The sequence below is a fragment of the Kitasatospora sp. NPDC090091 genome, from assembly GCF_044747365.1.
Classification (GTDB): Bacteria; Actinomycetota; Actinomycetes; order Streptomycetales; family Streptomycetaceae; genus Kitasatospora.
The window spans coordinates 225,177-236,999 of the sequence record NZ_JBIVDY010000010.1; the positions used below are offsets into that span (position 1 = coordinate 225,177).

Genomic DNA, 11,823 nt, shown 5'->3' on the forward strand with positions numbered 1-11,823 from the left:
GCTCAGGAAGCCGGCGTGCCGGACGCCCCGCCCAGGACCGTGTCGAGTGCGGCCAGGAAGCGGTCGGTCGTCGCTTCGTCCCGGACGGCGATCCGGAGCCAGTCCCCGCCCAGGCCGGGGAAGGTGTCCCCGCGGCGGACGGCGAAGCCGTGCTCGCGCAGCCGGGTGCGGACGGCGGCCGCGTCCGGCAGCTCGATCAGCACGAACGAGGCGGCCGGCTCGCCGTGCACGCGGACGGACGGGAAGGCGGCGAGGCCCTTCAGCAGGTGGTCGCGGTGCTCGGCCAGGAGCCGGGCCGCCGCCTCGGCCTCGGCGAGCGCGGCCGGTGTGCTGCAGGCCTCGGCGGCGGCCAGGGCGGGGGTGGAGACCGGCCAGAGCGGCTGGGCGGCGCCGAGCGCGGCGATCAGCGGGGCCGGGCCGAGCACGTAGCCGATCCGCAGGCCGGCCAGCCCCCAGGTCTTGGTGAGGCTGCGGAGCACGACCACCTGGCCGGGCAGGTCCCGGACGGCGGCGAGGGACTCGGTCTCGCCCGGCACGGTGTCCATGAAGGCCTCGTCCACCACCAGCGTGCGGCCGGGGCGGGCGAGGGCGGCGACGGCCTCGGCCGGGTGCAGGACGGAGGTCGGGTTGGTCGGGTTGCCGAGCACCACGAGGTCGGCCTCGTCGGGCACGGCGCCGAGGCGGAAGCCGTCCGACGGGGAGAGCAGCACCCGGTGCACGTCGTGCCCGGCGTCCCGCAGCGCCGCCTCGGGCTCGGTGAACTGCGGGTGCACCACGGCGACATGGCGCGCCGCCAGCACACGCGCCAGCAGGACGAACGCCTCCGCGGCGCCGGCGGTGAGCAGGACCTCCGCGGCCGGGCGCCCGTGCCGGGCGGCGACGGCGGCGCGCGCGGCCGTCCCGTCGGGGTAGGCCGCGAGGTCGCCGAGCGTGGCCGCGAGCCGGTCGCGCAGCCACTGCGGGGGCGTGTCGGTGCGGACGTTGACGGCGAGGTCGACCAGGCCGGACCCGTCGGCGCGGACCTCGGCGTCCCCGTGGTGGCGCAGGTCGGGCTCGGTGGGGGAGGCGGGGGTCACGGGAGGTCTCCTACAGCGGGTGCGGGTGCGGGTGCGGGTGCGGGTGCGGGGTGCGCGGGCAGGGGGTCGGGCCGTGCCGGCCCGGACGCCGGGGCGTCGGCGGGGCCGCCCGGCACCCGGACGACCGCCACCGTCGCGGCGGCCGATTTGCGCTTGGGGACGACGAGTTCGCCACCGGGCGCGCTCGCCAGCGCCGCCGCCTCGGCGACGCTGACCGACCCGACCGCGGCGGCGACGGCGGCGGACGGATGGGGGACGGCGACGCCTGCCAGCACCTCGGCCGGGTGCTCGTCGACGTCCGTCCCCAGCCCGGCGGCCGCCCGGCGGACGGCGGGGTGTCCGGCCTTGCCGGCCAGGGTGGCGAGCCGGACCACGGACGTGCCGGGCAGCCCGGCCTCGGCCAGCGTCCGCCGGATCAGCCCGAGCACCTCTGCCGGCGCGGTCGAAGGCCGCAGGCCCACGCCGACCACCAGCCCGCCCGGCCGGAGGCCCGCAGCCTCGCCCGGCCGGGGGCCCGCCCCGGCGCCCGGCTCGTCCACGTCCGGAACGCCGTCCGAACCCCTCACGCCGTCACGCCCTCACGCCCTGCTCACGTCCCTGCTCCTGCGCGTCACCCGCCCGACACCTCCGCGGCAGCCGGCGCCGGACGACGGCCACCCGAGGCGGCCGAAACCCGTCGGCGCGCCGGAGGGCCGAGGCCCCCGGGGGCCCGTACCGGGGCGGTCGGAGCCCCCGGAATCCCACCACGGCCACGACAGAGGGGTCAATCGGGACAGCTGTGACCTACGACGGGCCGCCAGTCTCGGCCGCCGACCGCTGTTCGCCTGTTCTTCACCCCGCCCCCCGGGCACGCGCCACCGTGCCGCTCCTACTGTTCTCGGCGCTCCAGACCCGGCGCTCCCCGCCGCCGGGCCACCTCGTCCCGCCCCCAGCAGTTCCCGATGCACGGAGGACAACGATGCCCGAGACTCCCGACACCGTTGACATGAACGCCGCCGCAGTGGCCCCCGCAGTGGCCCCCGCCGCGCCGAAGCGCTCCCGCCGCCGCACCCTGACCGCCCTCGCCGCCGGAGTCGCCCTGACGGCCGGCTCGCTGGGCCTCTGGGCCGTCACCGGCACCGCCGCCCAGGCCGCCACCCTCCCGGCGCCCGACCACATCGTGGTCGTCGTCCTGGAGAACCACGCCTACTCGCAGCTCATCGGCAGCTCCAGCGCGCCGTACATCAACAACACCCTCAAGGCCGGCGGTGCCAACCTCACCCAGTCCTACGGGCTCACCCACCCCAGCGAGCCCAACTACTACCAGCTGTTCTCCGGCTCCAACCAGGGCCGCACGGACGACAGCTGCGTGAAGGTCGGCTCGATCGGCGCCCCCAACCTGGCCTCCGAGCTGATCGCCGCCGGCAAGACCTGGGGCAGCTACAACGAGGGCCTGCCGAGCCAGGGCTCCACCGCCTGCTCCAGCGGCAAGTACGCGCAGAAGCACAACCCGTGGTTCGGCTTCAGCAACGTGCCCACCAGCACCGCGTACACCTTCAACCAGTTCCCGACCGACTACACCCAGCTGCCGAAGGTCTCCTTCGTCATCCCGGACCTCTGCAACGACATGCACGACTGCTCGGTCTCCACCGGCGACACCTGGGTCAAGAACAAGCTCGGTGCCTACGCCGCCTGGGCCAAGAACAACAACAGCATGCTCGTGCTCACCTTCGACGAGGACAACCGCCTCTCCGGCAACCGCATCCCCACCCTCTTCTACGGCGCCCACGTCACCCCGGGCTCCTCCAGCTCCACCACCTACAACCACTACAACGTGCTGCGCACGCTGGAGGACCTCTCCGGTCTGACCACCCACGCGGGCAACGCCAACACCGCCGCCACCATCACCGGCATCTGGAACTGACGCCCGTGTACGTCGCGGAATCCCGCAGCTCCAAGGCCCCCGTCGCCCCGGCTCCGCAGCCGGGGCGGCGGGCGGCCGCCGCCGTGCCCGGCACCGTGGTGGTGCTGGGCGCCGTCAGCCTGGTGACCGACGTCTCCTCCGAGATGGTCAGCGCGGTGCTGCCGCTCTACCTGCTCACCGGGCTCGGCCTCTCCCCGCTCGGCTTCGGCCTGCTGGACGGCATCCAGAACGGCTTCAGCGCCCTGGTCCGGCTGGCCGGCGGACACCTCGCCGACCGGCCCGGCCGCGACGGCGCGCCCCGGCACAAGGCGGTCGCCGCGTTCGGGTACGGCCTGTCGGCCCTCTGCAAGCCGCTGCTGCTGCTCGTCCACACCGTGCCGCTGATCGGCGCCGTGCTGGCCGCCGACCGCACCGGCAAGGGCCTGCGCACCGCCCCGCGGGACGCGATGATCTCGCTCGCCACCGAACCCGCCCACCGCGGGCGGGCGTTCGGCGTGCACCGGGCGATGGACACGGCCGGTGCGCTGCTCGGCCCGCTCGCCGCCTTCCTGGTGCTCCGGCTGGCCGGGGGCCCGCTGCTCGCCGACGGCGGCGACCGGCACGGCTACGACGCGGTGTTCGCCGTCAGCGCCTGTGTGGCGGTGCTCGGCGTGCTGCTCCTGCTGCTGTTCGTGCCGAACCGCCTCACCCCCGCCGCGGACGCGCCCCCGGCCGCCGGGCGCCCGCGGCTGCGCGACGGCCTCGCCCTGCTGCGCCTGCCCGAACTGCGCCGGCTGACCCTCTGCGCCGTCCTGCTCGGCCTGACCACCGTCAGCGACTCCTTCCTCTTCCTCCTCGTGCAGCGCCGGCTCGGCCTCGCCACCGACCTCTTCCCGCTGCTGCCGCTCGGCACCGCCGGCGCCTTCCTGCTGCTCGCCGTGCCGCTCGGCGCCCTGGCCGACCGGGTCGGCCGCCGCCGGCTCTTCCTGGCCGGCCACGGCGTGCTGCTGCTGGCGTACGGGCTGCTGCTCTCGCCGCTGAGCGGGCTGCCGGTGGCGGTCTGCGTGCTGGTGCTGCACGGCGCGTTCTACGCCGCGACCGACGGGGTGCTGGCGGCCGCCGCGGCCGACGCCGTCCCGGCCGAGCGGCGCGGCGCCGGGCTGGCCCTGGTCGGCACCGGGCAGGCGCTCGCCCGGTTCGCCTGCTCGCTGGTGTTCGGCGCGCTGTGGAGCGCCGTCGGCGGCACCTCGGCGCTGGCCTGCTCGGCCGTCGCACTGGCGGTCTGCGTGGCCGGGGCCGCCGTGGTGTTCCGTGAACCCGCCGCCGTCCCCGTGCACGACCCCACGACGACCGACCGCACGACCGACCGTACGACCGACCCCGAGGTGCCCTCGTGACCACGTCCCTCCGGAACCGCACCCGGGTGCTGATCCTGCTGCTCGCCGTGCTGCTGCTCGGCTCGGTCGGCACCGGCGCGGTGCTGTACGCCGCCGACCGCTCCGCCGAGCGCGACCGGGCGCAGCCCGGCGGCCCGGTGGTCACCCGCGGCACGGTCTCCCTCAAGCCCGGCCAGGCCGGCACGCTGGTCTTCCGGAACATGGCCTGGGGCCCGCACCGGGACGAGCTGGCCACCGTCGCCGCCGACCACCCGGACGGGCCGCGGACCGCCTCCGGCGTCCAGTGCCTGCGCTTCCACACGGCCGGCGGTACCGGGATCTGCCTCCAGGCCGAGCGCGGCGCGCTGCAGGACAGCTACCGCGCGGTGGTGCTCGACGACCGGCTGCACGAGCTGCGCTCCTTCCCGGCCGCCGGGATTCCGACCCGCTCCCGGGTCTCGCCGTCCGGCCACCTCGCGGCGTGGACGGTCTTCGTCAGCGGCGACTCCTACGCGGGCACCGACTTCTCCACCCGCACCTCGATCGTCGACGTCCGCGACTGGAACCTCCGGGACAACCTGGAGGACTTCGACCTGATCAAGGACGGCAAGCCGTACCGGGCGCCGGACGTCAACGTCTGGGGCGTCACCTTCGCCGACGACAACACCTTCTACGCCACCGTCGCCACCGGGGGCCGCACCCACCTCGTCCGCGGCGACCTCGCCGCCCGCACCCTCACCACGCTCCACGAGAACGTCGAGTGCCCCTCGCTCTCCCCGGACGGGACGCGGATCGCGTACAAGAAGCGGGTCGCCGACGCCTCCCCGGACGCGCCCTGGCGGCTCTACGTGCTCGACCTCGCCACCATGACCGAGACCGCCACCGCCGAGCAGCGCAACATCGACGACCAGGTGCTCTGGTCGGACGGCGCCACCCTGCTCTACGCCCTCCCGGGCGACTTCGGCGCCGACCTGTGGACCGTCCCGGCGGACGGCGGCGGCGCGGCCGTACGGCTGCTCGAAGCCGCCGTGGCCCCGGCATATCCGGGCTGATAGGGCCGGTTGGTCCCACTCGGAACTTCGAGCGTAGTGTCCACGTCGACACTACGAGTCGAGCACGACGAGTGGCGGCGGCGCCACGACGCGTCGACGGACCGGGGGAGCAGGAACAGTGACGCAACGAGGGCCCGACGGCGGGCTGTCGCCCGAACGCATGTCCAGCGACTCCTGGCCGGCCCTGCACGGGCGCCCGGTCCTGCGGCGGACGGTCGCCATCGGGCTGGTGCTCTCCGTCGCGGCCCTGGCGGCCCTCGCCGTCCGGGGCGTCAACGCCCTGACGCTGGGGCGCGGCGCGGTCGAGACCGACCGGGACCGCGCCGAGCTGCTGGCCGGGCTCCACCCCTCCCAGCACCCGGGCGCGGGCCGCTACTACGTCCCGGTGGGCGCGGTGTACACCCACCTCGCGGACGGGGCGCCGGTCGCCTACCTGCACTACCGGCTGGCCGGCGGCCAGGACGTCGGTGTCGGCGACTTCCTGCGCACCTACGGCCTCCCGGCCCCCGGGCCGACGGCCCCGCTGCCGACCGACCTGACCGCGGCCCTGGGCGGCGACGAGCCGGACACCGCCCAGGAGCTCACCGACGCCGAACCGGCGCAGCCCTCGCCGTCCCCGACGCCGACGGCCACCCCGGAGGCCACTGCGACGGCCACTCCGTCGCCGTCGCCGACGGCCGGGCTCTCGCCGGCCGCGACTGCGACTCCGACCCCGACCCCGACCGTCGCGCCCTCGCCGACCGCGACCGACGGCGCGTCCCCGGAGCCGGCGGGGCCGTCGCCCTGCCCCGACGAGGAGCCGTCGGACGAGACCGCCGCCGAGGACGGGGACGGTACCGAAGCCGCTGCCCCGTCCCCGTCCGGCCTGCGCTCCGCCGACGACCCCGAATCCCCGGCCCCGTCCCCCTCCCCGACCGCCTCGCCGAGCCCGGACCCGACCGCCACGCCCACCCCGACCCCGACCCCCACTCCCACCCCCACGCCCACGCCGGCCCCCGTCCACCTCGTGCCGGGCCGCCGCATCTACGTCGCCACCATCCCCAGCGGCCTCCCCGGCGCCGCCGACATCTACGTCCGCGCCATCGGCGGCTGACGGGGCCACCAGGCCCTGGGCGGCCGGAGGTGCACCCTCCGCGGCCGCCTGCAGTGGCCCCCGAAACCGCACGGCCCGGCACCGGGCACGGCACGGGGCGGAGCGGGAAGTCGGACCGGCCGACTTCCCGTGCGCGTCGGAACGGGGTGGGCAGTGAAGCTGAGGACGACGATCCACCGGGTCCGGCTCGGCCGGGACGAGTACCGGGTGATGACCGCCGCCCCGCGCGACGGCCGGGCGGTGCTCCACGACGGCGACTGGTCGCTCCAGCTGTACGCCGACCGGCCGGCCGCCGAGGACCTCGCGGCCGCCTGGGCCCTGTCCGGACGGGTGAGGGCCCCGACCGTCGGACGGTCGGGGCCCTCATCGGGTGCCGGGCGGGTCGGTGCCGGGCGGTTCAGTGGTGGACGGGTCCGTGCTGCCGGGCCTCGGCCTGCTCCTGGAGAAGGCCGGCGATCCGGTTCAGGTCGTTGACCACGTCGAAGAAGGTGTTGATGTCCTGGGTGGAAGCGCCGTTGACGGCCAGGTAGAAGGTGTGGAGGCGGCCGTGGCCGGCGGCCAGGTAGCCGCCGAGGGTCTCGGCGCCGACGGCGAGCCGCTGGTTGACCGCGTCGAGGCCGACCACCGAGCCGGGCTTGGCCCACACCTTGCCCTTGCCGGGGCAGGTGGGGCAGCCGTCGCAGGCGAAGGCCAGCGAGCCGTCCACGCCGAGGATCGGCAGCGCCTCGCGGAACCGGTCGGCGTCCGGGGTGCCCTGCCAGTAGTGCAGGATCTCGTTCTCCACGTCGGGGGTGACCCGGTCCACCGGGTTGCCGCCGCGGCCGTCGAGCAGCTGCACCTTGGTCGGGTCGATGCCGGCCTGCCGCAGGAACGCGTTGATGCCGCCGAAGCCGTCCGCGCACTCGTGGCTGCCGGCCGCGACGGCCATCAGGCAGATCCCCAGATTGGCCCCGAGGTTGTGGCTCACCTTCAGGATCAGCCGGGCGTACTGCTCGTAGACGGGGGAGACGTACGCGGCGACGCGCTCGGTGCCGTCGTAGGAGGGCGGCAGGTCACCGACCGGGTTGGGCCCGGTCGGCGGGGCGGTGACGGTGACGCCGGCCCGGGCGAGCGCCTCGATCAGCGCGGTGCGGCCGAAGGCGTTCGGGTCCTGGATGTGGGAGACCCTCAGGGTGGGCTGCGCGTCGGCCGCGATGGTGCCGGAGACGGTGATGCGGGTGCCGTCCGGCGAGGCGGTGACGACGAGGTCGGTGGTGCCGCCGGCGGCGACCGTCCGCACGGTCGACTCCACCTGGTACGGCGCGACCTGCGGCCGCCAGCTGAGCTCCGCCGGTTGGCCGGGGGCGGTGGGGGTGGTCAGCAGGTCGATGAGGTTGTCGTTGATGATCAGCGGGGTGGGGCTCGGGTCCAGCTCGGAGAAGGACGTGAAGAGCCGGGGGTCGATCGCGACGTCCCCGTGGACCTCGGTGATGCCGGCGGCGCGCACCTGACCGGCGATCTCGTTCAGGCCGGCGAGCGGGTTCTCGGGCGTCAGCGTCGCCCCGGGGAGGTCGTTGGCGTAGGTGTGGTCGATCGGGGTGAAGTCGACGGTCCCGTCCGGCTTGGTGCGGCCGCCCATGGTGAGGTCGCCCTGCGCGACCAGGACCAGCGAACCGTCCAGGACCGGGCCGCTGCGGGTGCCGAGGGCCTGCACGGGCGTGGTGAACCGGTGGTCGCCGCCGAGGGTGTGCCAGGTGCTGGAGACGCTGACCAGCTTGGCCGTCGAACCGGGGATGAAGAACTGGTTCGGGTAGAGCGAGTGGATCACCTCGCCCGTCGTGTCGTCGATCTCCAGTAGGCCCCACTGCGCGTGCTCGTAGGCCGGCTTGTTCATGATCGCCAGGATGTCCGGGCTGAGCCCGGCGTCCTGGACGGGGGCCGCACCCGCCGTCCCGCCACTCATGACGGTGGCCGCCGTCGCGGTGACGACGGCGGCCACGGCACGCAGGCCTCGGGCAATCGCTCTCGATCTCATGAACCCACCTTCCGGGCGGTACCCCGACCGCTCTGACGGTCGGTCGACCCGGCCAGGCATACCGCGCCGCACCCGCCCGCCGAACACCCGCCCACGCCGTTCACCCGCATGCCGCCCCGGACGGCGCAGCGTGCTGCCGCCCGGGGGCGGCGTACGGGCGAAGGGCGCGGGCAGGGCCCGACGGCCGGTCGACGCCCGGCGTGTGCCCCGTTGAGGCCGCGTCAGGAGGCGGTGCGCGTCAGGCGATGGTCACGTCCACCTCCATCTGTTCGGCGCCCGACGATCCGGCGATGTCGAGGGTGACGCCGCTCCAGGTGCCGTCCGGCTCGTTGAGTGCGGGGACGGTGTTCTGGCCGATGCTGGTGTTGCCGAGCGAGGGGTAGAGGTCGGTGTTGTCACCGCGGTTGCCGGTGCCGAAGATCTTCGCCAGGTCGCGCCGGCCGTCGGCCTGCAGCAGCTCGATGGCGAGGTGGTGTTCGTCGTTGACGTTGTCGATGGCCTCGTCCACCACGTAGGCGGCGATGCCCTGGTCGGGCAGGAAGCGGTCCTGGCCGGACTTCCGGCGGTACTCGACGACGATGTACTGGCTCTCCTTCATCCGCTGCGGGTTGCGGACGAAGAGCAGGTCGCCGCCCTCGGCGACCGGCCGCAGCACGATGCCGCGGGTGGTGCTGACGACCTCCTGCGGCACGGTCCAGCCGTGGAACATCCGGAGCATGCCGTTCGGGAAGACCGGTGTGATCCCCTCGTTGCCCCAGGAGCCGGCCGCCATCAGGCAGTAGTTGCCGAGGCCGTTGGAGGTCGTCGCCTCCAGGCGCCCGGTGTCGTAGAAGTCGGCCCAGCGGGCGGCGAGGTGGCCCCACTCGTGGGCGCAGACGCCGACCGCGCAGTCCTCCGGGACGGTCAGGAAGGTCTGCACCCGCAGCTTGGGGCCGACCTCCACGCCGTTCACGTCGGGCGGGTTCCACTTGAGGCTCCAGAGGTCGCCCGGCTGTCCGGACTGCTCGGCGCCGGAGCCTGCGTGGACGATGAACAGGGCGGTGACGAGGTGCTCGCCGAGGGCGTCGAACCCGGTGAAGTCGATGCCCTCCTGCTTGGCGAGCGCCAGGGCGTCGGCGGCCATGCCCTGGGAGTTCCGCGGCGGGTTGCCCATGCCGGACTGGTCGTCGGCGTAGAAGGAGAGCGGGTGCGGCAGCCGGAACCAGCCGTGCACCTCGCCGACCACGTCGATGCCGCCGTTCGCCGGGTGGGTCGGGTCGAAGCCGCTGACCAGGCGGTAGAAGTCGCGCATCGAGCCGGTGGCGAAGGTGTCGGTGCTGAACAGCATCTGCTCGAAGTGCCCGACGGTGTGGTCGGGGCCGTGCGGCAGGTCGGGGAAGTCCACCAGCAGCACCAGGGTGCGGACCTCGTCCTTCAGCCGCTTGGTCGGTCGGGTGATCAGCTGGGCCCCGGTGCTGGGGCCGGGCCGGACGGCGCCGTCGTCGAGGCCGATGACGTTCTCGCCGCGCCGCCGGGAGCGCCAGACGTAGTAGTACTGCTCGAAGGAGACGTCCTCCGGCAGCCGCCGGCTCTCGACGAGGTCCTGGTAGCGGGCACGGAGTTGGGCGAACGCCTTGGGTGCCAGCGGCACCGGGCAGGCGTGGCGGTGGTCGGTGGGGTGGTGATGCAGCGGGGTTAAGTCGATACGCATCGTGACGGCTCCCTGAGCCTGTCCACCCCGCGGGGGCGGCTTCGGCGACCCCGCCGAGTGGGCGGTCGCCGGCAATCGGTCGGCTCGCCGGAGGCGGTCGGGTCTGGCCGGTACCGGTTGCGATTGGGGCGATATGCGGTTTTCTGTCCCCATTCTGACGCCCGGACGGGGGCGGCACCAGACCCGAGGGGCCGTCGGTTCGGCTCAGCCCGCGCGATGGGCCGCCGCGGCCGCCGCGAACGTGGCGGCGAGCTGTGGTGATCCCGCCCAGTGCAGGTGCAGATACGAAGCGTGAACGTTCGCCCCGCCCGTGCCCGGGCCCGTGCTGCCGCCCGCACCCGCTGCGCCCGCCCCCGCGCTGACCGCGAACCCCTCGGTGCGCGGGCCCGTCGGCAGCCGCCAGCCCCACGCGGGCCGTTCCCCGGCCGCCGGCTCGCAGACCGTGCGGTGGAACTCGTGCCCGCGCAGCCGGGTGCCGGCCGGCGCCAGCGGCGAGTCGTGCAGCGCCACGGCCTCCCGGTACCCGAGGGTCAGCCGCTCGGTCATCCGGGCCGTGGTCTCCACCACCCCGCACATCGGCAGACCGTCCAACTCCCGCCCGAGGTAGAGCAGTCCGGCGCACTCCGCGGCGATCGGCCCGCCCGCCGCGGCGAACTCGCCGATCGCCTTCCGCAGTCGGGCGTTCGCGCTGAGTTCCCGGACGTACAGCTCGGGGAAGCCCCCGCCGATCACCAGGCCGGCCGTGCCTTCGGGCAGCCCGTCGGCGTGCAGCGGGTCGAACGGCACGACCTCGGCGCCGGCGGCGGTGAGCAGCTCGGCGTTCTCCGCGTAGGAGAACGAGAACGCGGCGCCGCCGGCCATCGCGATCCGCGGCGCGCCGGCCACCGGGGCGACCTCGCGCGCCGGGTCCCACGGCTCGGCGTCCAGCGGGGGAGCGGTCCGGGCCAGCGCCAGCACCGCGTCGAGGTCCACCGAGGCGGCCACCAGCTCGCCCATGTCGGCGACCGCCCGCAGCGCCTCCGCCGAGCGCTCCACGGCCGGGATCAGGCCGAGGTGACGCGACGGTGTGGCGACGGCGGTCGAGCGCCGCACCGCGCCCAGCACCGGCACCCCGGAGCCCTCCTCCAGGGCCTCGCGCAGCAGCAGCTCGTGCCGGTCGGAGGCGACCCGGTTGAGGATCACCCCGGCGAGCCGGACCTCCGGGTCCCAGGAGGCGAAGCCGTGCACCAGCGCGGCCACCGAGCGGGACTGCGAGGAGGCGTCCACCACCAGCACCACGGGCGCCCGCAGCAGCTTGGCGACGTGCGCGGTGGAGGCCAGCTCGCCCCGGCCGGACGCGCCGTCGAACAGCCCCATCACGCCCTCGACCACCGCTACGTCCGCCCCGGCCGCGCCGTGCAGGAAGAGCGGCGCGATCCGCTCCGGCCCGCACATGAACGCGTCCAGGTTGCGGCCCGGCCGCCCGGCGGCCAGGGCGTGGTAGCCCGGGTCGATGTAGTCCGGGCCGACCTTGTGCGGCGAGACCGCCAGCCCGCGCGCGGCGAGCGCGGCGATCAGGCCGGTGGCGACGGTGGTCTTGCCGGAGCCGGAGGACGGCGCGGCGACGACGAGGCGGGGGATGTTCACGTGCAGGGGTCTCC

9 protein-coding genes are annotated in these 11,823 nt (G+C 75.1%); 4 read left to right on the forward strand and 5 right to left on the reverse strand.

What is annotated here, in order from left to right:
- Nucleotides 1-2: 2 nt before the first annotated feature.
- Both cobC and ACIPSC_RS19570 read right to left on the reverse strand, forming a co-directional pair.
- Entirely contained in the window at nt 3-1,076 is a 1,074-nt protein-coding gene (cobC, locus tag ACIPSC_RS19565) for an Rv2231c family pyridoxal phosphate-dependent protein CobC (protein ID WP_400827078.1), read from the reverse strand.
- A complete protein-coding gene (locus ACIPSC_RS19570) occupies nt 1,073-1,642 on the reverse strand; it encodes a cobalamin biosynthesis protein (protein WP_400827079.1) in 570 nt (189 codons plus the stop codon). Before ACIPSC_RS19570 ends, cobC begins: the two co-directional genes overlap by 4 nt.
- A 419-nt stretch (nt 1,643-2,061) precedes the next feature.
- Here ACIPSC_RS19570 and ACIPSC_RS19575 point away from each other — a divergent pair, with 419 nt between their 5' ends.
- From ACIPSC_RS19575 to ACIPSC_RS19590, 4 genes are all read left to right on the forward strand, one after another.
- Nucleotides 2,062-2,979: an alkaline phosphatase family protein gene (locus ACIPSC_RS19575; protein ID WP_400827187.1), complete on the forward strand. Its 918-nt coding sequence runs from the start codon at nt 2,062-2,064 to the stop codon at nt 2,977-2,979.
- Between the two features lie 5 nt (nt 2,980-2,984).
- Nucleotides 2,985-4,355, forward strand: a complete 1,371-nt coding sequence (locus tag ACIPSC_RS19580; protein ID WP_400827080.1) for an MFS transporter — start codon at nt 2,985-2,987, stop codon at nt 4,353-4,355.
- A complete protein-coding gene (locus ACIPSC_RS19585) occupies nt 4,352-5,386 on the forward strand; it encodes a TolB family protein (protein ID WP_400827082.1) in 1,035 nt (344 codons plus the stop codon). The genes ACIPSC_RS19580 and ACIPSC_RS19585 overlap by 4 nt, the downstream gene beginning before the upstream one ends.
- 118 nt (nt 5,387-5,504) lie before the next feature.
- Complete coding sequence (locus tag ACIPSC_RS19590) at nt 5,505-6,479, forward strand: hypothetical protein (RefSeq protein WP_400827083.1); 975 nt, start codon at nt 5,505-5,507, stop codon at nt 6,477-6,479.
- A gap of 397 nt (nt 6,480-6,876) precedes the next feature.
- On the opposite strand, the gene dacB is transcribed toward ACIPSC_RS19590, so the two are convergent.
- The 3 genes from dacB to ACIPSC_RS19605 all read right to left on the reverse strand — a co-directional run bounded on the left by dacB (nt 6,877) and on the right by ACIPSC_RS19605 (nt 11,809).
- A complete protein-coding gene (gene dacB / locus ACIPSC_RS19595) occupies nt 6,877-8,493 on the reverse strand; it encodes a D-alanyl-D-alanine carboxypeptidase/D-alanyl-D-alanine-endopeptidase (RefSeq protein WP_400827084.1) in 1,617 nt (538 codons plus the stop codon).
- 238 nt (nt 8,494-8,731) lie between these two features.
- Entirely contained in the window at nt 8,732-10,183 is a 1,452-nt protein-coding gene (locus ACIPSC_RS19600) for a M6 family metalloprotease domain-containing protein (RefSeq protein ID WP_400827085.1), read from the reverse strand.
- A 204-nt stretch (nt 10,184-10,387) separates the two neighbouring features.
- A complete protein-coding gene (locus ACIPSC_RS19605; protein ID WP_400827087.1) occupies nt 10,388-11,809 on the reverse strand; it encodes a cobyrinate a,c-diamide synthase in 1,422 nt (473 codons plus the stop codon).
- Nucleotides 11,810-11,823 lie beyond the last annotated feature (14 nt).

What these genes read in the sequence shown, in the direction of transcription:
- ACIPSC_RS19600 (WP_400827085.1), bottom strand. Translation starts at nt 10,183, where the DNA reads ATGCGTATCGACTTAACCCCGCTGCATCACCACCCCACCGACCACCGC.
- dacB (WP_400827084.1), bottom strand. Translation starts at nt 8,493, where the DNA reads ATGAGATCGAGAGCGATTGCCCGAGGCCTGCGTGCCGTGGCCGCCGTC.
- ACIPSC_RS19575 (WP_400827187.1), top strand. Translation starts at nt 2,062, where the DNA reads ATGAACGCCGCCGCAGTGGCCCCCGCAGTGGCCCCCGCCGCGCCGAAG.